General features: G+C 66.2%; 17 protein-coding genes. 7 read left to right on the plus strand and 10 right to left on the minus strand.

Annotation, left to right across the window (positions count from 1 at the left end):
* Positions 1–45 precede the first annotated feature (45 nt).
* Both AB4Z16_RS05520 and AB4Z16_RS05525 read left to right on the plus strand, forming a co-directional pair.
* Positions 46–366: a polyhydroxyalkanoic acid system family protein gene (locus tag AB4Z16_RS05520; RefSeq protein ID WP_441510339.1), complete on the plus strand. Its 321-nt coding sequence runs from the start codon at positions 46–48 to the stop codon at positions 364–366.
* Between the two features lie 210 nt (positions 367–576).
* Entirely contained in the window at positions 577–2,466 is a 1,890-nt protein-coding gene (locus AB4Z16_RS05525) for a cation:proton antiporter domain-containing protein (RefSeq protein ID WP_441510340.1), read from the plus strand.
* Positions 2,467–2,530: 64 nt separating this feature from the next.
* Here the strand turns inward: AB4Z16_RS05525 and AB4Z16_RS05530 are convergent, their stop codons facing one another.
* The 3 genes from AB4Z16_RS05530 to AB4Z16_RS05540 form a co-directional block, all read right to left on the minus strand.
* On the minus strand, positions 2,531–2,950 hold the full coding sequence (locus AB4Z16_RS05530) for a DUF3830 family protein (protein ID WP_441510341.1): 420 nt from the start codon (positions 2,948–2,950) through the stop codon (positions 2,531–2,533).
* A 201-nt stretch (positions 2,951–3,151) separates the two neighbouring features.
* Positions 3,152–4,222, minus strand: a complete 1,071-nt coding sequence (locus AB4Z16_RS05535; RefSeq protein WP_441510342.1) for a patatin-like phospholipase family protein — start codon at positions 4,220–4,222, stop codon at positions 3,152–3,154.
* The gene (locus tag AB4Z16_RS05540) at positions 4,219–5,004 is read right to left on the minus strand and encodes a 3-hydroxybutyrate dehydrogenase (protein ID WP_441510343.1); all 786 of its coding nucleotides are present in this window, start codon (positions 5,002–5,004) and stop codon (positions 4,219–4,221) included. Before AB4Z16_RS05540 ends, AB4Z16_RS05535 begins: the two co-directional genes overlap by 4 nt.
* 112 nt (positions 5,005–5,116) lie before the next feature.
* Between AB4Z16_RS05540 and AB4Z16_RS05545 the strand changes: the two genes are divergently transcribed.
* From AB4Z16_RS05545 to AB4Z16_RS05555, 3 genes are all read left to right on the plus strand, one after another.
* On the plus strand, positions 5,117–5,656 hold the full coding sequence (locus AB4Z16_RS05545; protein ID WP_441510344.1) for a Fur family transcriptional regulator: 540 nt from the start codon (positions 5,117–5,119) through the stop codon (positions 5,654–5,656).
* A gap of 13 nt (positions 5,657–5,669) precedes the next feature.
* Positions 5,670–6,944, plus strand: coding sequence for a flavodoxin-dependent (E)-4-hydroxy-3-methylbut-2-enyl-diphosphate synthase (gene ispG / locus AB4Z16_RS05550; RefSeq protein WP_441510345.1), 1,275 nt, complete (start codon positions 5,670–5,672; stop codon positions 6,942–6,944).
* Between the two features lie 79 nt (positions 6,945–7,023).
* Positions 7,024–8,988: a potassium transporter Kup gene (locus AB4Z16_RS05555; RefSeq protein WP_441510346.1), complete on the plus strand. Its 1,965-nt coding sequence runs from the start codon at positions 7,024–7,026 to the stop codon at positions 8,986–8,988.
* 55 nt (positions 8,989–9,043) lie between these two features.
* Here AB4Z16_RS05555 and AB4Z16_RS05560 read toward each other — a convergent pair whose 3' ends face one another.
* The 5 genes from AB4Z16_RS05560 to AB4Z16_RS05580 all read right to left on the minus strand — a co-directional run bounded on the left by AB4Z16_RS05560 (position 9,044) and on the right by AB4Z16_RS05580 (position 14,237).
* A complete protein-coding gene (locus AB4Z16_RS05560; protein WP_441510347.1) occupies positions 9,044–9,967 on the minus strand; it encodes a DMT family transporter in 924 nt (307 codons plus the stop codon).
* Positions 9,968–10,063: 96 nt separating this feature from the next.
* A complete protein-coding gene (locus tag AB4Z16_RS05565) occupies positions 10,064–10,546 on the minus strand; it encodes a MarR family winged helix-turn-helix transcriptional regulator (protein ID WP_441510348.1) in 483 nt (160 codons plus the stop codon).
* A 102-nt stretch (positions 10,547–10,648) separates the two neighbouring features.
* Entirely contained in the window at positions 10,649–11,230 is a 582-nt protein-coding gene (locus tag AB4Z16_RS05570; protein WP_441510349.1) for an NAD(P)H-dependent oxidoreductase, read from the minus strand.
* 118 nt (positions 11,231–11,348) lie between these two features.
* Complete coding sequence (locus tag AB4Z16_RS05575) at positions 11,349–12,773, minus strand: FAD-binding oxidoreductase (RefSeq protein ID WP_441510350.1); 1,425 nt, start codon at positions 12,771–12,773, stop codon at positions 11,349–11,351.
* A gap of 135 nt (positions 12,774–12,908) precedes the next feature.
* Positions 12,909–14,237, minus strand: coding sequence for a cytosine deaminase (locus tag AB4Z16_RS05580; protein ID WP_441510351.1), 1,329 nt, complete (start codon positions 14,235–14,237; stop codon positions 12,909–12,911).
* Positions 14,238–14,428: 191 nt separating this feature from the next.
* Between AB4Z16_RS05580 and folD the strand changes: the two genes are divergently transcribed.
* A complete protein-coding gene (gene folD, locus AB4Z16_RS05585; RefSeq protein WP_441510352.1) occupies positions 14,429–15,289 on the plus strand; it encodes a bifunctional methylenetetrahydrofolate dehydrogenase/methenyltetrahydrofolate cyclohydrolase FolD in 861 nt (286 codons plus the stop codon).
* A gap of 139 nt (positions 15,290–15,428) precedes the next feature.
* On the opposite strand, the gene lpdA is transcribed toward folD, so the two are convergent.
* Positions 15,429–16,829 (minus strand): dihydrolipoyl dehydrogenase, encoded by a 1,401-nt coding sequence (gene lpdA / locus AB4Z16_RS05590; RefSeq protein ID WP_441510353.1) that lies wholly within the window; start codon positions 16,827–16,829, stop codon positions 15,429–15,431.
* Between the two features lie 229 nt (positions 16,830–17,058).
* On the opposite strand from lpdA, the gene AB4Z16_RS05595 reads away from it, so the two are divergent.
* Positions 17,059–18,720, plus strand: coding sequence for an L-lactate permease (locus AB4Z16_RS05595; RefSeq protein ID WP_441510354.1), 1,662 nt, complete (start codon positions 17,059–17,061; stop codon positions 18,718–18,720).
* Between the two features lie 42 nt (positions 18,721–18,762).
* On the opposite strand, the gene AB4Z16_RS05600 is transcribed toward AB4Z16_RS05595, so the two are convergent.
* Entirely contained in the window at positions 18,763–19,167 is a 405-nt protein-coding gene (locus tag AB4Z16_RS05600) for an MAPEG family protein (protein ID WP_441510355.1), read from the minus strand.
* Positions 19,168–19,239: the final 72 nt, after the last annotated feature.

Consider the following 19,239-nt stretch of genomic DNA (forward strand, 5'->3'; position numbering starts at 1 on the left):
GTTCGGCTGCAACTGGCTTTCGTTCCTGCTGTTCGATGAGGCGCCATGGGCAAACCCGTCTCCATAACCATCTCGCATGATCTTGGCCGCGAGACCGCGCTCAATCGCCTGCGCAGCGGGATCGACCGCATCCGCGACAGGCTCGGAATGGTCAGGATGCAGCTCGTCGAGGAGCGCTGGGAGGACGACAGCCTGCATTTCGGCGTGGGCGCGCTCGGTCACACCGTTCATGGCCGCGTCGAGGTCGAGGAGCGTCTTATCCGCGTCGAGGTGACGCTGCCCTGGATGCTTGCCGTCTTTGCCGAGAAGCTGAAGATCGGGGTCGAGAAGCAAGGCCAGATCCTGCTCGAGAAGCCCAAGGCGTAGGACATATCGGTCACCGGCGTGGGCGTTGCCGTCAGCTCGGCGGCCGGGCTCGCGTTTCCACCGCCGGCGCGCCCCGGCTAAGCGACGGAAAATTCGGCATCGCCAGCCCGAAAGACGTACGTCTTTCGGTTGAAATCGGCGGCTGCAGTCCCCATGCTCCAAAGCGTTCCAACATTTTCGATTTCTTGACGTTTCGGATTCGGGAGACCCATGCATCACGGCCCGCTGATCGCCATCGTTGTCGCGGGCCTCGGCCTTGCTTTCGTCTTCGGGGCCATTGCCCAGAAACTGCGCATATCCCCACTGGTGGGATATCTGCTGGCCGGCGTCGCCGCCGGCCCCTTCACCCCGGGCTTCGTCGGCGATCAAAACCTCGCCAATGAACTGGCCGAAATCGGCGTGATCCTGCTGATGTTCGGCGTCGGCCTGCATTTCTCGCTGAAGGAATTGCTGTCGGTCAAAATGATCGCTGTTCCCGGCGCCATCGTCCAGATCGCCGTCGCGACGCTGCTCGGCCTCGGCCTTGCCTTGCTGCTCGGTTGGAACTGGATCGCCGGCATCGTCTTCGGCCTCGCGCTCTCTGTCGCCAGCACCGTGGTGCTGCTGCGGGCCCTGCAGGAGCGCCGGCTGGTCCAGACGGAAAAGGGCAAGATCGCCGTCGGCTGGCTGATCGTCGAGGATCTGGCAATGGTGCTGGCTCTGGTCGTGCTTCCGGCCGTGGCCAACGCGATCAGCGGCGGGCAGCCCGGCACGCCGTCTCCGCTCTCGACGCAGTTCGATCTCGGCCTCTGGGGCGTGCTCGGCGTCACCGTCGCCAAGGTCGCCGCCTTCATCGCCTTCATGCTGATCGTCGGGCGCCGGGTCATTCCCTGGGTGCTGCACTGGGTCGCCCATACCGGCTCGCGCGAGCTGTTCCGGCTCGCGGTGCTGGCGGTCGCGCTAGGCGTCGCCTTCCTTTCGGCGACGCTGTTCGGCGTCTCCTTCGCGCTCGGTGCCTTCTTCGCCGGCATGATCCTCTCCGAATCGCCGCTCTCCCAGCGCGCCGCCGAAGAGACGCTGCCGCTACGCGACGCTTTCGCGGTGCTGTTCTTCGTCTCGGTCGGCATGCTGTTCGACCCCGGCATCCTGCTGCGGGCGCCCTGGGCGTTGCTCGGCACGCTTGCCATCATCCTGATCGGCAAATCGGTCGCGGCCTGGCTGATCGTGCGCGCCTTCGGCCGCTCGAACGCGGTGGCGCTGACGATCTCCGCCTCGCTCGCCCAGATCGGCGAATTCTCCTTCATCCTCGCCGGCCTCGGCACGAGTCTCGGCATCCTGCCGGCGCAGGGGCGTGACCTCATCCTCGCCGGCGCGATCCTGTCGATCCTGCTCAACCCGTTGATGTTCGCGCTGGCCGAGCGCCTCAAGCCGACCGACGCCTCCGCATCGAAGCCGAAGCCGGAATCCCCTGCGGCCGCACCTATGGCGGCTGAAGTCCCTGCCGAGCCCGAACCGACCGCAGAACCGGAGCGCGACGTCACCCCGACCAGCCTGTCGAGTCACATCGTCGTGGTCGGTTACGGGCGCGTCGGCAGCCTGCTCGGCGCGGGCCTGCTCGCACAGGGCTCGAAGCTGCTCGTGATCGAAGACAATCCGGACGCGGTCGCAACGGCCAAGCGTGACGGCGCCGAGCTGCTCGTCGGCAATGCGGCCGACCCGGAGGTGCTCTCCGCCGCCGGGGTGGACCGCGCCATCCGTCTCTTCGTCGCCATACCCGGCAGCTTCGAGGCCGGCCAGGTCTGCGAGCAGGCGCGGGCCGAGAATCCGACGCTGCCGATCGTCGCCCGCGCCCATTCCGATGCGGAGGTAGCCCATCTCACCAAATGCGGCGCGACGCTGACGATCATGGGCGAGGCCGAGATCGCGCGGGCGATGCTGGGCCTCTGCCAGAACCTGGTCGTCACGGCAGAGCCCGAGGCCGAAGCGGAAACCAGGGCCGCGGCGCCCGAGACGCAGGCCGACGAGGCACCATCGCCAACCGAAGCGGCCCAGCCTCGCATGTTGAGGCCGCGCAAGCCGACGGCGGAGAGCCCCTCTGAGGATCCGCCGGCCGCCGCATGAAAAAGCAAGGGCGGGACGCCATGCGTCCCGCCCTTGTTGTCCCAGCCCAGGTGCAGGTTTCGGTTCAGCCGGCCATCTCGAAGCGGATGTCCTGCGCGCCTTCCCAGAGGGTCTTGCGGCCGAGCGCGTAGAGGTTCTCAAGTCCCGAGGTCAGGGTGAGGAAGTGGTTTCCGGAGAGGACGCCGGCCTTGCTGGCGAACTGCACGCCGCCATAGGCGAGCAGGATCTCGGTCTCGCTGACGCCGCCCGGATAGAGGATGATCTGGCCGGGCGCCGGATAGGCAGTATTGTTCTCGTAGCCGACGCCGAAATCGAGATCGCCGAGCGGCATCCAGACGCCCTCGCCGCTCCAGCGCACATGCACAATCTTGCTGACGAAGGGCAGGTGCCGCAGGAAGGCGGCGCAAGTCTTCGGCGCGGCCTCGAGCTCGAGCTTTGCGTCGAAGCTATAAGGGCCGGCGGTGACGATCAGCTTGCTGCTCATGGAAAATCCCTGTCCTTCTGAAAACGGATCCCGGACCGGTGAATGACATTTCGTCTCGCCCTCGCGCAAGCGCGGTCCCCGGAACAAGTGAGACGCCGGAACGTGAAGAAAGCCGACACGCCGGGCCGCCGCCCCCTCGGCGCGCTTCCCGTTCGGCTGGCATCAACCGAACGAAGGGAATTCGCGCAAAACCAATAGGCTCTAGGTGATCGCCTCCTTGAGATCGATCGTGCCGGTTTTGCCGATCGCCGCGTAGTTGCGCTTCAGCCAGCGCTTGGCCGCTGCGCGGCCCATGTCGCGCAGCCGGAGCAGGAAGGACCATTCGGCATTCATCCGCGACGAGGAGGTCAGCTCCGCCAGCGGCGGGCCGCCGTCGATACGGTGCATCAGCACGCGCTTGTACTCGTCGACCGGTACCTTGCCGTCGTCGATGAGGCGGTTGACGAAGTCGATCGCCCGCAGCTCGCGCAGCAGCGAGGCGTTGAAGGTGATCTCGTTGATCCGGTCCTGAATCTCGCGCGCCTTGGTCGGCAGCTCCTTGCGCTGGACCGGGTTGATCTGCACCAGCAGGATGTCGTCGCAATGAGCCTTGTAGAACAGCGGGTACAGCGCCGGATTGCCCATATAGCCACCGTCCCAATAGGCTTCGCCGTCGATCTCCACCGCCTGGAAAACCATCGGCAGGCAGGCAGAGGCCATCACATGGTCCGGGGTCAGCCGGTCGCCTTCGAACACCGCGATCTTGCCGGTGCGGACATTGGTGGCGGCGATGAAGAGCTTCACCGCATCGTGCGCGCGCACCTTCTCGAAATCGATCAGGTCGGCGATCACGCCGCGCAGCGGGTTGATGTTGAGCGGGTTGACGTCATAGGGGCTCGCCACCTTCGCGAACATCTCGAAGAACAGCAGGCCGGGCGGCGTGCCGTTACTCCCCCAGGCGCCGAGCATCGTGTCGAGCAGCGGGCGCTCGGAACCGCGATATTTGCCGTCGACGCTGATCGCCCGCCAGAACGCCTCCAGCTTGGCGCGCGCTCCATCGGCGCCGCCGTCGATCCAGCCCTCGGCCAGCACGACGGCATTCATCGCGCCGGCGCTGGTCCCGGTGAGCGCCTCGATGCCGAGCCGCCCATCCTCCAGGATGACGTCGAGCACGCCCCAGGTGAAGGCGCCATGCGCGCCTCCGCCCTGCAGGGCCAGCGAGACTGTCTTTTCCGCCTTCGGCCCGGCCAGTCCCTTGGTCGGCTCGGCCTTGCGCGAGGGGCGCCCGCTCATTCGGCGGTCCAGCCGCCGTCGATCGGCAGCGTCGCGCCGGTGATCGACTTCGCCCCGTCGGTGCACAGGAAGACGGCAAGCGCCGCGACCTGCTCGACCGTGACGAATTCCTTGGTCGGCTGACCCGCGAGCATCACGTCGTTGATGACCTGCTCACGGGTGAGCCCGCGGACCTTCATCGTGTCGGGGATCTGCTTCTCCACCAGCGGCGTCCACACATAACCGGGCGCGATGGCGTTCACGGTGATGCCCTTGGTCGCGACCTCCAGAGCCACGGTCTTGGTCAGGCCGGCGATGCCGTGCTTGGCTGCGACATAGGCCGACTTGAACGGCGAAGCGACGAGCGCATGGGCGGAAGCCGTGTTGATGATGCGGCCCCAACCCTTCTCCTTCATCTTCGGCAGGGCGGCGCGGATCGTGTGGAAGGCCGAGGACAGGTTGATCGCGATGATCTGGTCCCACTTCTCGGGCGGAAACTCGTCGATGGGCGAAACGAACTGGATACCGGCATTGTTGATCAGGATGTCGATGGCGCCGAAGTTCTTCTCGCCCTCGGCGATGAAGGCGGCGATCTCGGCGGGCTTGGTCATGTCGGCCGGCGAGAACAACACCTTGACGCCGAACTCCTTTTCCAGATCGGTGCTCAGCTTCTCTGCATCGGCTGGCGGCATGATGCCGTTGATGACGAGGTTCGCGCCTTCGGCAGCAAGTGCGCGCGCATAGGCCAGGCCAATGCCGGAGGTCGAGCCGGTGATGGCCGCAGTACGGTCTTTGAGGAACATGAGCGTCAAGGCCCCTGACAATCGAGGAGAAAATGCTTAGGTTCGGGCTGAACGTGGCAATGCCGCAACGACAGGCACCCGCAGGTTGCCCGATGACTCTTTGCAACGCAACATGACGAAAATGCAGCCAAACACGCATATGCATGACGACCATGTGCACCATACACATGGCGAAGACTGCCGCCATGCCGAGGACCACCGTCGCCACGCCGCCGAGGCGCTGGCACGTGCCGAGCGGATTTGCCGTGAGCGCGGCCTGCGCCTGACGCCGATCCGCCGGCAGGCGCTGGAAGCGCTCCATGCCGATCATCGCCCGGTCGGCGCCTATGATCTCGCGGACCGTATCTCGCCGGCAGGCGGACGACGCCTCGCTCCGATCTCAATCTACCGGGCGCTCGATTTCCTGGTCGAGCAGGGCTTCGTCCACCGGCTCTCATCGAAGAACGCCTATGTCGCCTGCCTGCACGGCCATGGTGCGAATGAGGTCGTCGCCTTCCTGATCTGCGAGGTCTGTGGCGGCGTCGATGAGGATTCCTCGCCCGCGATGAAGAAAGCAGTGGCGGCGATCGCCGAAACCCGGCAATTCTCACCCTCTCATCAGATGGTCGAGATCGTCGGCCGTTGCGAGCATTGCCGGAACGCCGCTTCGTGATAGAGCAGCCCGCATGAATGAGCGCGCCTTCCCCCATCTGACGCCGGAACGCGCCGGGCCGCTCGCCCGGCAGCTCACCGTGCCGGTGCAGGTCGGCCATGTCACGGTCGGTGGCGGCGCGCCGATCGTCGTGCAGTCGATGACCAACACCGACACCGCCGATATCGCCGGCACAGTGGCCCAGGTCGCCGCGCTCGCACGGCAGGGTTCGGAGCTGGTGCGCATTACCGTCGACCGCGACGAGGCCGCAGCCGCCGTGCCGAAGATCCGGGAGCGGCTAGACCGCATCGGCGTCGATGTGCCGCTGGTCGGCGATTTCCACTATATCGGCCACAAGCTGCTTGCCGATCATCCTGCCTGCGCCGAAGCACTGGCGAAGTACCGGATCAACCCGGGCAATGTCGGCTTCAAGGACAAGAAGGACAAGCAGTTCGCCCAGATCATCGAGATGGCGATCCGGCACCGCAAGCCCGTGCGCATCGGCGCGAATTGGGGCTCGCTCGACCAGGAGCTGCTGACGGCGCTGATGGACGAGAACGCCCGCGCCCCTCGCCCGCTCGATGCCCGCGCCATCATGCGCGAAGCGATGGTCCAGTCCGCCCTGCTCTCGGCCGAGCGTGCCGAAGAGCTCGGCCTCGCCCGCGAATTCATCATCCTTTCCGCCAAGGTCTCCGGCGTGCAGGACCTGATCACGGTCTACCGCATGCTGGCGAGCCGGGCCAACTACGCCATCCATCTCGGCCTGACCGAAGCCGGCATGGGCTCGAAGGGCATCGTCTCCTCCTCCGCCGCACTCGGCATCCTCCTGCAGGAGGGCATCGGCGACACGATCCGCTATTCGCTGACGCCGGAACCGGGCGGCGGCCGCACGCTCGAGGTCAAGACCGCGCAGGAACTGCTCCAGACCATGGGCTTTCGCGCCTTCGTGCCGCTCGTCGCCGCCTGCCCCGGCTGCGGCCGCACGACATCGACAGTGTTCCAGGAACTCGCCCGCGACATCCAGAACTGGATTTCGAGCTCCATGCCGGAATGGAAGACGCGCTACCCCGGCGTCGAGAACCTCAACGTCGCGGTGATGGGCTGCATCGTCAACGGCCCCGGCGAATCGAAGCATGCCGATATCGGCATCTCGCTCCCCGGCACCGGCGAGGCGCCCACCGCCCCGGTCTTCGTCGACGGCAAGAAGGTCGCGACCCTGCGGGGCGCCGGCATTGCGGAGGAGTTCAAGGCCATGGTCGCAGGCTATGTCGAGCGGCGCTTCGGCGCCGGCCTTGGCGTCGCCGGCTGATCCCGACCTTTGCGCACCGTTCGCATTATGCTAGAGGCCCCGGCCTTTCGCTGCACCGCAGCGCGTGCGGAGATCCCTGATGGGGCATGAGAAGCCGAATCCTGCGACCATCCGGCCGGAGGATTCCCGTTTCGGACTCGACGATGGCCAGGGCCAAGCCAATGGCCACGGCCATGGCAAGACCGGCTTCGCTGCTCTGGCCTTGGGTGCGCTTGGCGTCGTCTATGGCGATATCGGCACGAGTCCGCTCTATGCGCTTCGCGAAACGATCCTCGCCGCGACCGGCGGTCAGGAGAACGTCACGGTTCCGCCGACCGTCGTCATCGGCGTCCTCTCGCTGATCCTGTGGTCGCTCGTCGTCGTCGTGACGCTGAAATATGTCGTGCTGCTGATGCGGGCCGACAACAACGGCGAAGGCGGCATCCTCACCCTCGTCGCGCTCGCCCAGCGCAGCCTCGGCCGGGCGCGCAGCCATGTCGCGCTGCTGCTCGGCATGATCGGCGCCGGCCTGTTCTACGGCGACACCGTCATCACCCCCGCGATTTCGGTGCTCTCGGCGATCGAGGGCGTCAAGCTGATCACCCCGGCGCTCGACGACTACATCCTCTGGATCGCTTCGGCGATCCTGATCGGCCTTTTCGTGATGCAGAGCCACGGCACCCATCGCGTCGCGACCTTCTTCGGCCCGATCATGCTGGTCTGGTTCCTGACGCTGGCCGGGCTCGGCATCTACCATATCGCCGACGATCTCAGCGTTTTCCGCTCGATCAACCCCTATTACGCCCTGCTCTTCTTCCGCGACCACGCCGGCGTCTCGCTCGCCGTGCTCGGTTCGGTCTGCCTAGCCGTGACGGGCGCCGAAGCGCTCTATGCCGATATGGGCCATTTCGGTCGCGGCCCGATCCGCGGCGCCTGGCTCTATGTCGTCTTTCCGGCGCTATGGCTCAACTATCTCGGCCAGGGCGCGCTGATCCTTTCCGACCCGAGCGCCATCGACAACCCGTTCTACCGCCTCGCGCCGCAGGGCCTGCTGCTGCCCTTCGTCATCATGGCGACGGTGGCGACCATCATCGCCAGCCAGTCGGTCATCACCGGCGCCTTCTCGCTGACGCGGCAGGCGATCCAGCTCGGCCTCTTGCCGCGCATGGAGATCCGCCACACCTCCGAGCAGACCTCCGGCCAGATCTACGTGCCGCGCGTCAACCTGCTGCTGCTCGTCGTCGTGCTGATCCTGGTCTGGTCGTTCCGGACCTCGTCCAGCCTGTCGCACGCCTACGGCATCTCGGTCTTCGGCACGATGGTGGTCTCGTCCATGCTCGCGGCCATCGTCATCCGCCGTCACTGGGGCTGGAGCCCGCTGGCGACCGGCGCGCTCATCCTTCCCTTCTTCCTGGTCGACGTCTCCTTCTTCTCGGCCAACATGCTGAAGCTGTTCCATGGCGGCTACGTGCCGGTGCTGCTGGCCATGGCGCTGACGCTGGTGATGTGGACCTGGATGCGCGGCACCAAGATCCTCTTCGACAAGACCCGCAAGACCGATGTGCCGCTGCTCGAGCTGGTCACCATGCTGTCGAAGAGCCCGCCGGCCCGGGTGAAGGGCATGGCCGTCTTCCTGACCAGCGACCCGGAGACGGCGCCGGCTTCGCTTCTGCACAACCTCAAGCACAACAAGGTCCTGCACGAGCGCAACGTCGTCCTGACCGTGCGCTCGGCCGACACCCCGCGCGTACCCGAGGAAGAGCGCGTACGCCTCGCCCGCATCACCGACGATTTCTGGCGGGTCGACATGGTCTATGGCTACATGGAAAGCCCGAACGTGCCCAAGGGCCTCGCCATGCTGCGCAAGCAGGGCTTCAAGTTCGACATCATGTCGACCTCGTTCTTCCTGTCGCGCCGCTCGATCAAGCCCTCGCCGCAATCCGGCATGCCGATCTGGCAGGACAACCTCTTCATCGGCCTGACCAAGAGTGCGACCGACGCCACGGACTTCTTCCAGATCCCGACCGGCCGCGTCGTCGAGGTCGGCACGCAGGTCACGGTCTGACCCTCGCGAGCGTCATGCTTGGGCTCGACCCGAGCATGACGCGCCTATCGCAGGCTCAATCCAGCCGTGCCGAAGCCGCTTCCTGCGGCACATGCCGCACGCGCTCGCGATAAAGCAGGTAGAGCCCTGAAGCGATGACGATGCCACCGCCGGCAAAGGTCCAGCGATCCGGCCACTGGCCGAAGACGAGCCAGCCGAGCAGCACCATCCAGACGATCTGCGAGTAGATGAACGGCGCCAGCACAGTGGCCGGTGCCAGCCGATGCGCCAGGATCAGCAGCCAGTGGCCGAAGCCGCCGAGCACGCCGACCAGGACCATCAGCAGCCAGGGCAGCAGCCCCTGCGGCGTCTCCCAGATCCAGGGCAGCAGCGGGATCGTGGCGAGCGTTCCGGCGGCGCCTGAATAGATCATCGTCGTTTCCGATGAATCATGGGTCGAGAGCACGCGGGTCGACAGCGCGTAGAAGGCGAAGCAGAAGCAGCCGAGCACGCTGAGCAGCGCGGCCGGATGCATGCCGCCGATACCCGGCCGCGTCACCACCAGCACGCCGAGAAAGCCCACTGCGATCGCCGCCAGCCGGCGCGGCCCCGGCCATTCGCCGAGCAGCGGTCCCGAGACCAGCGCCACCAGCAGCGGCGCCGCAAACATGATCGAAATCGTCTCCGCGAGTTGGAGATAGCGCAGCGCGACGAAGTTCAGCGCGGTCGAGCCGAGCAGCAGCAGCGAACGACCCCATTGCAGCCAGGGGCGCTTGGTCCTGAGCACGCCTGGGTGAGTCCACGGATTGATCAGGGCAAGGACCAGGATCATGCTGCCGGCGTAGCGCGCGAACACAACCTGCAACGGGTTCATCGACTGGCCCAGCCATTTCGCGCTCGCATCGAGCATCGAAAACAGCAGGACGGCCACGCCCATCAGGCCGATGGCCGCGAGCCGGGCTCGCCCGGCTTCGGAAGGGGCCTCGGTTGGCAGGGGCACGTCCGGTTTCGCCATGCTCTGGAGGAATGACGAAGCCAGATTGAACCGATTTAGTAGCCTTCGCCAGTGCAGGAGCGCATGCACTCCATGCAGAAATCAGGCGTCGCTATCGGCCTCGTCGATATCGCTATCCGGGTCGTCGTGATCGGCGCCGGCCTTGGACAGGCCCTTTGCCGCCTTGCGCAGCAGCTTGCGCAGCTGTTTGCGCTCCTTGCCGTCGAGCTTGTCGAGAAGTTCCTCCTCGACCTCGTTCCAGACGGCATCGAGTTCGACGGCGGTCTTCTGCCCGGCTTCCGTCAGCGCGACCTGCACAAGCCGACCGTCGCGATTGCCGCCTTCGCGCGTCACCAGTCCCTGCAGCGACAAGCGCCCGATCGTCTTCGATACTGTAGGCGGCTTCACGCGCAGGAGCGAGGCGAGCTCGCCCATCGTCATCGGCGCCGGCTGCAGCGCCTTGAGCGCCTGCTCCTGCCCTGGAAACAGGCCGAGCCCGTTCAGTCTCTCACCCATCCGCGACCGATGCAGCCGGGCGGTCACGAGCAGGGCACGGCCGACGCTTTTCTCGATTGCCTTGGTCATAGGTCGATCCTTCGGGCCGATCCTTGGACGGATAAGCAGACGCTTCGCCGGCTGCGTAGTCGCGCGCCAAGATGACAGACAGATGACAATTCGATGTCAGAGCTAAAAGACCGCCAGCTTTGTGGCGACTTTTTGCAGGAATGCCTCGCGGCTATCCACCGTCGAGAGGTTCATCTCGTAATGGGCGAGGTAGGTCGTGCGCGCCAGCGGATGGCAAACCGCGCGGAGCGCCCGGCAAACTGCCTTGCGGGGCGGATCGCCCATCAGAAATGCGCGCCAGCGCGAGCCGCCATAGCTCGTCACGGCCGCGAGCCGGCGGATATTATGGAGCGCGGGCTGAGCCTTGCCGTCCTCCATCCTGAACGAGACACCGGGCAGGAAGACGCGGTCGAGGAAGCCTTTCAGGATCGCCGGATAGCCGAAGTTCCAGACGGGGAAGCACAGCACCAGCGCTTCTGCCGCCCGGACGCGCTCGACATAGCCGGCAACCGGCAATGTGTTGCTGGCTGTGTCGTGATAGCCGCGGCGCTCGCCGCAGCTCAGCACGGGATTGAAGCCATCCGCGTAGAGGTCGCAGTCATCGACCTCGTGCCCTGCCTGCCTGAGCGTCGCGACCACCGTCCGATGGGCCGCGGCACCGAAGCTCTCCGGAACCGGATGGGCATAGAGGACGAGCACGCGCATGGCTGAGGCCTCTGTTCGAACATTTCTCAAGCCCTCATCCTGAGGAGCCGTGAAGCGGCCTTCGAGACGCAACCTGCGGCTGCTCCTCAGGATGAGGGCTGAGGCTTCAAAAAATCTCTTAGCCGACACCGGCCTCGGTGAGGCTGCGGAACAGGAAGGTCTTGCCCGAACGGTAGTCGTAGCTCGGATCCTCCCACGCGATCATCTTGCCGGGGTTGAGCAGGCCCTGCGGATCGGCCTCGCGCTTGAAGGCGAGCTGTGTCTCGTCGGTCTGCTTCATGCCGCCCTCTTCCAGCGTGTAGCGATGCGGGTTGAAGATCGGCGCGCCCATCTCCTCATGAACAGCCATGATCTCCTCCAAGCGCTCCTCGCTGGTGAAGCGCACCAGCGGCAGGCCGAAGCAGGTGATCTTGCCGTCGAAGCGCACGAATTCGAGATGGCAGGTCACCTCGTCGCCGAAGCGGGCATGGATCTTGTCGACCAGCTCGACCTGGTTCGGGAAGGGATAGAGCACCTGCAGATAGGTGATCGCCGGGTCGACGCGTAGCGCCCGGAGCGTCGTATGGTTCCAGCCGAGCTCATAGGCCGGCGGCAGGCCCTTGGCATCCTCCGGCGCGAGCTTGTCGGTCCGCAGCAGCAGCTCCGCGCCCTTGAAGCGGCGCGCATAGGCGCAGAGCGCATCCACGGCGAAATCGGCGGCCATGACGATGACGAGATGGCTGTCGCGCGGCAGGAACTTGCGGTGGCGCAGGAAATAGTCGTGAGGGGCCGGCGCAGCCACGACGCAGAGGTTCTTGAGCGCCAGCCCGTCCTGCTCGCCGACAGCATTGGCGAACTCGGTCGCAGCGCGCAGGCTCTCGAAGCCGACGATGACGTCGACCCAGTTGTAGGCAGGCCCGAGCGGCATCTCGACCTCGGTGATGATGCCATTCGTGCCATAGGCATGGGCGACCTTGTGCAGATCCTCACCCGAAAATTCGAGGATGCGCGGGCTTGCCTCCATCGTAGCGACCTTGAGCCGGATGATGTTGCCCCAGTCGCGCAAGCCGCCCCATTTGATCGAGCCGACGCCGCCGGAGCCGCCGGCGATGAAGCCGCCGATCGAGGCCGTCTGGTAGGTCGAGGGATGCAGGCGCAGTTCCTGCCGCGAATGCGCGCGCGTCTCGTCGTCGATGCGGGCCATGATCGCGCCGGGCTCGGCGACATAGCGGCCGGCGGCGATCTCCTTGACCTTGTTGAAGCCTGAGAGATCGAGCAGCACGCCGCCGGAAAGCGGCATCGCCTGGCCATAATTGCCCGTCCCGGTGCCGCGGGGCGTGACGGGAATGCCGAGTTCGTAACAGGCGGCGAGAACCTGCACGACCTCCGCCTCGCTGGTCGGCGAGACGACGATATCGGCCACGACATGATCGAGCTGGCGCTTCAGCACCGGCGAATACCAGAAGAAGTCACGGCTCTTCTGCCTCACCAGCGCCGGGTTCTCCTCGGTGCGGATAGCGCCCAGGCGGGTCTTCAGCGTGGCGATGTCGTAGCGTTCGGTCATGCGAGGCGTTCCTGTGGCGTCATGCTCGCCCCAGTGGCGAGCATCCACGTCTTGAACACCGCCCGCGACGGAGGAAGACGTGGATGGCCGGCACAAGGCCGACCATGACGGGAAAGGTCATGGCGGGAAAGATCGTCACGTGGCGCTCGCCATCAGATGGTCGAGTTCGCGGTAATCCGGCAAGGTCCGGTCGATCGCCCGGCCGGAAACCAGCACGCTGCGGTCGGCCTGCGGCCGGGAGAAGAGTTCGGTCCAGTCGCGCGCCCGCGTCAGGATGAGGTCGGCTGGCGCGCCCACGGCGACGATGCCGGCATTCCGCAGGCCCATCGCCTCGGCCGGCGTGCGGGCCACGGCATTGGCCCAATCCGGGCCGGAATGGTCGAGCTGGAGGATGCGCGTGCCCTCGCGCAGGACATCGACGAGGTCGAGATCGCCATAGGCGTAGAACGGATCGCGCGTGTTGTCCGAGGCGATCATGACCGGCACGCCCGCGGCCTTCAGCTCATGCAGGGCGGTTACGCCGCGCCAGCGCGGCGTGCGGCCTGGTTGCCGATCCTGCAGGTACATGTTGCACATCGGCAGCGAAACCACGGCGATGCCGGCCTCGCGCAGCTTGGCGATGATGCGCGCCTCGTCCTCCGGCGCCTGCAGGCTGAGCGAGCAGCAATGCCCGCAGAGGATGCGGCCGGTGAAGCGATGGCGCAGCGCCGCATCGGCGATGTGCTCCAGCGAGCGCGCCGCCGGGTCGTTGGTCTCGTCGACATGGAAATCGAGGTCGAAGCCGTTCTCAATCGCTGCCTGGAACAGGATGTCGAGCGCCCGGTCGAGCTCCGGGATCATGTAGGTGACGCAGCCGAGCAAGCGGTCGCCATGCGCCTTCACCGCCGCGACCACAGCCGCCATATGTGCCGGATCGAGCGCGGCATCGGCCCCGAACAGCGGCGAGGCCTGCAGGGCGATGCACCCGGCCCATTCCGCCCGGATCTCGGCATAGACAGGCCAGGAAATGCCGATCTGCCTGCCGACGGAATCGATATGCGTCCGCAGCGCGGCCGTGCCATGAGCGAAGGCGGTGCGCAGCGAGAAATCCATTCGCGTCCGCACATCCACAGCGGACCAGTTCGCCTCGCGATCGGCCCCGACGGTTGCGAGCGCGCCCGGAAAGGTGCCGTCCGGGTTGGGGCTGCGCGGCCAGATATGGCCCTTGTCGATATGTGTATGGCAGTCGACCAGCCGGGGCAGCACGATGCCGCCGTCGAGATTGCAATGCGGGGCCATACCGGAAGGCGCCGCGCCAACCGGCTCGATCGCCTCGATAAGGCCATCGGCGATGGCGAGATCCACCCGCGCCAGCCCATGGCGGTCCGCCGGGATGTCGCTATCCTCAAGCAGGCAGGCAGGGACACGCAGATCGTTCAGGCGGAAGGCCGGCGCGTCGGGCAAGCGGGCGAAACCGGTCGTCACGTTATCCCTGCCCTTCCTGCCAAGCCACTCTCGGTTCGGAAATACCGGGCCGTCCGGAAGCCTGCAAGTTGCGCCGACCGCTCCTCCCCCGCCGATGGCGCTTGCGGCCATGCGGCCGTCGCATTCGGGCTTGTCCGGGCCGGCCGGATCGCGCATGACGGCGGCGTCACCACCAAGCATGAGGTCGGATCATGACCGGCGAAGCCCGCATCATCGACGGCAAAGCCGCCGCCGCCGCGCTCAGGGCCGAGATCGGCCGGGAGGTCGCGGCGATCAAAGCCACCAGCGGACTCGTGCCGGGGCTGCATGTCGTCCTCGTCGGCGAAGACCCGGCGAGCAAGGTCTATGTCGCCTCGAAGGAAAAGCTGGCCGTCGAGATCGGTATGAACTCGGTCGCCCACCGGCTGCCGGCTGAGACGACCGAAGCGGAGCTGCTCGCCAAACTGGCCGAGCTGAACGCCGACGACGGCGTCGATGGCATCCTCGTCCAGTTGCCACTTCCGAAGCATATCGACACCGGCCGCATCATCGACGCCATCGATCCCGCCAAGGATGTCGACGGTCTCCACCCGATCAATGCCGGCCTGCTTGCCGGCGGCAAGAACGGGCTGGTGCCCTGCACGCCGCTCGGCTGCATGCTCCTGCTGAGGCAGACGCTGCCGTCGCTGTCCGGGCTCGACGCCGTGGTGATCGGCCGCTCGGAGCTGGTCGGCCGCCCTGTCGCGCAATTGCTGCTCCAGGCGGACTGCACCGTCACCATCGCCCATTCGCGCACGCGCGACCTCCCCGGCGTCATCAGCCGCGCCGACATCGTCGTCGCCGCCGTCGGCCGGCCGCGCATGGTCAAGGGTGACTGGATCAAGCCCGGCGCGACCGTCATCGATGTCGGCATCAACCGCCTGCCGGACGGCAAGCTCACCGGTGACGTCGACTTCGCCGAGGCGGTGAAGGTCGCGGGCGCCATCACCCCGGTCCCCGGCGGCGTCGGCCCGATGACCATCGCCTGCCTGCTCAAGAACACGCTGACGGCCTTCCACGCCCGGCGGGGTTAAACTCCGCGGGGGCCGTCGCAGGCTGCCCGCCGTCTCCTAAGGATCGCGCCCGAACGAAAAAAGGAGCTGCAAACCTGCAGCTCCTTCGAAATCCCAACCAGCCTCGGAACCGCGCCGAAGGCGCGGCGCGGATTGCCGATCACATATGGATCGGGCGCTTGTCGACGGCGAGCGCGGCTTCCTTCACCGCCTCGGCCAGTGTCGGGTGCGCGTGGCAGGTGCGGGCGAGATCCTCGGCCGAGCCGCCGAACTCCATCAGCACCGTGACCTCGGCGATCAGGTCGCCGGCATGCGGCCCGATGATGTGGCAGCCGAGCACGCGGTCGGTCGCAGCGTCGGCCAGCACCTTCACGAAGCCGTCGGTGTGGCGGATGGCGCGGGCGCGGCCATTTGCCGTGAACGGGAACTTGCCGATCTTGTAGGCGACACCGGCCGCCTTCAGCTCTTCTTCGGTCTTGCCGATCGCCGCCACTTCCGGCGCCGTGTAAACGATGCCGGGAATGGCGTCGTAATTCACATGGCCGTGCTTGCCGGCGATGATCTCGGCAACCGCGACGCCCTCATCCTCGGCCTTGTGCGCCAGCATCGGCCCGCGCACCACGTCGCCGATCGCGTAGATGCCCGCGACATTGGTCTTGAAGTGGTCGTCGATGACGACGCGGCCACGGTCCGTCGCGACACCAGCCTTGTCGAGGCCGAGGCCATCGGTGTTCGGACGGCGGCCGATCGAGACCAGCACGATATCGGCGTTGAGCGTCCTCGCTTCGCCGCCGGCGGCGGGCTCGACGGTGACGGTCGCGCCGCCCTTCTTGGCCACGTCGACCTTGGTGACCTTGGAGCCGAGCTGGAAGGTGAAGCCCTGCTTCTCCAGGATGCGCTGGAACTGCTTGGCGACCTCGCCGTCCATGCCGGGCAGGATACGGTCGAGGAACTCGACCACCGTGACCTTGGCGCCGAGGCGGGCCCAGACCGAGCCGATCTCGAGGCCGATCACGCCGGCACCGACCACGACCAGTTCCTTCGGAACGGAAGCGATCTCAAGCGCGCCGGTCGAGGTGACCACCGTCTTCTCGTCGATCTCGACGCCCGGCAGCGGCGCCGACTCCGACCCCGTCGCGATGACGATGTTCTTGGTCTCCAGCTCCTGCGTCTTGCCGTCCTCGGCGGTGACGACGACCTTGCCGGCGGCCGGGATCGAGGCCGTGCCGTGGAAGGCCTCGATCTTGTTCTTCTTGAGCAGGAAACCGACGCCGTTGACGTTGGCGTCGACAGTCTCCTGCTTGTGGGCCATCATTGCCTTGAGATCGAGCTTCGGCGTGCCGACGACGACGCCGAGCTTCTCGAAGGTGTGGCCGGCTTCCTCGAACATCTCGGAGGCGTGCAGCAGCGCCTTGGACGGGATGCAGCCGACATTCAGGCAGGTGCCGCCATGCGTCTTGCGCTTCTCGACCACCGCGACCTTGAGGCCGAGCTGGGCGGCACGGATGGCACAGACATAGCCCCCGGGGCCGGTTCCAATGACGACGAGATCGTAGGCCATGACGTCCTTCCGCTGATCCGCTGAGAGGCCGCGAGCGAACGCCGCGGCGGATGGCGGCCGGAATACATCGGTTCCGCAGCAAGCGCTACGTCATTCATGCGTCGACAGCATGTCGCGGTGCTTGTCGCGGCTCACCTATGAGCGCTTACTGCGCACAATCGCGACAAAAGGAAGAAACGCCATTCGCTGAAGCGCAATGCAGGTGAGCCCACTGGAGGAGCACGCCGTCATGTGGAATCAGGTCTATGATCCATTCGGCAACAGCGCCCTGTCGACGCTCGCAGCCGTGCTACCTGTCGCCGTTCTGCTCGGCCTCATCGCCTCCAACGTCGTCAAGGCGCATATCGCCGCCGTCATCGCGCTCATCGTCGCCAATCTCGTCGCGATCTTTATCTTCACCATGCCGGCCGGCATGTCCCTGCGCGCCACGGTGCTCGGCGCCGTCACCGGCTTTTTCCCGATCGGCTGGATCGTCCTCAACGTCATCTTCCTCTATCGGCTGACGGTCGAGACAGGCGCCTTCAAGACCTTGCAGACCACGATCGGCGGCGTCACCGACGACCGGCGCATCCAGCTCCTGCTGATCGCTTTCGCCTTCGGTGCCTTCTTCGAGGGCGCGTCCGGCTTCGGCACACCGGTCGCCGTCACCGGTGCGATCCTGATAGGGCTCGGCTTCTCGCCGCTGGCCGCGTCGGGCCTCTCGCTCATCGCCAACACGGCGCCCGTCGCCTACGGCGCACTGGGTACGCCGATCCAGGGCCTGAGCCAGGTCACCGGCATCGATCCCTTCCTGCTCGGCGCCATGGTCGGGCGGCAGCTGCCGTTCTTCTCCATGCTGGTGCCGTTCTGGCTGATCTGCGTCTTCGCCGGCTGGCGCGGTATGCTGCAGATCTGGCCGGCAGTCCTCGTCACCGGCGTTTCCTTCGCCGTGCCGCAATTCCTGATCTCGAACTTCATCAATCCCTGGATCGTCGATATCGGCGCCTCGCTCATCTCGATGGCCTGCCTGATCGGTTTCCTGAAAATCTGGAAGCCAAGGGAGGTCTGGATCTCACCCAAATTGCGCGGCCACGACGTCTCCGACGACGGCAGCCTGACGCCGCCCGCCGCCGCGGCGAGGCCGAGCTCGTCGCAAGTCTGGATGGCGCTGATGCCCTGGATCATCGTCTGCGTGATCCTGCTGATCTGGGGCACGGGCTGGTTCAAGAACGCGGTCAATCCCTGGGCGACCTGGAACTACGCCGTTCCCGATCTGCACAACATGATCAACAAGGTCGCGCCCGTCGCGGCCAAACCGACGCCAGAAGGAGCCATCTTCTCCTTCACCTGGCTCTCCTATACCGGCTCGGGCATGCTGATCGCGGCGATCCTCTCCGGCTTCGCCATGGGCTTCGGCCCCGGCAGGATGATCTCGGTCTATGGCAAGACGATCCGGCTCTGCGCCTACTCGCTGATCACCATCGCCGCCATGCTGGCGATCGGCACGCTGACACGGCTCTCCGGCATAGACGCCACGCTCGGCCTCGCCTTCGCCGGAACGGGGGTGTTGTATCCCTTCTTCGGCACGCTGCTCGGCTGGCTCGGCGTCGCGCTGACGGGCTCCGACACCGCCTCGAACGTGCTCTTCGGCAATCTCCAGAGGGTCACCTCGGAGCAGCTCGGCCTCTCGCCGATCCTGATGGGCGCCGCGAACTCCTCCGGCGGCGTGATGGGCAAGATGATCGACGCCCAATCGATCGTCGTCGCCTCCACGGCGACCGGCTGGTTCGGCCACGAGGGCGTCATCCTGCGTTTCGTCTTCTGGCACTCCATCGCGCTGGCGAGCTTGGTCGGCGGCTTCGTGATGCTGCAGGCCTATGTCCATCCCTTCTCGGCGATGGTCGTGAAATAGCGTCGCGGGGCGCGGCCGCCATCGCTGCCGCGCGCCGTCCGTTCAGCCCAGCAGGCGCGACAGCATCATGACGAGACCGACGAACGAGGCGACCCAGACGAGGGTGCGCAGCACCGGGACGCCGGCAGCATAGAGTGCGACATAGACCACCCGCGCGGCGAGATAGATCCAGGCGCCCGTGGCGGCGCTGCCGCCCGCCTTGCCGGTGATCGTGAGCGCCAGCGCCAGCGCGACGAAGGCCGGATAGGTTTCGAGCAGATTGTCGAGCGCCCGCTTGAGCCGCCGCGAGACGATGTTCTGCGGCTCACGCCGCTCATCGCGCGGACTGAAGAGATAGCCGGGCCCGAGATCGGCGGATGTCCCCGCCTGTAGAACGACTTGCACGAGCAGGAGCACCACGCTCCAGCCGAGAACGGTGATTTCAGTGGTCATGGGAAGTGCTGTCATGGCTCCCTCCAGCCTGGGGAAGAGGAGGATGACAGCTTGTCCGGCTGAGGCCAATCCGGCCGGCCAAGCAAA

The organism is Allobosea sp. TAF32 (assembly GCF_052113585.1).
Classification (GTDB): Bacteria; Pseudomonadota; Alphaproteobacteria; order Rhizobiales; family Beijerinckiaceae; genus Allobosea.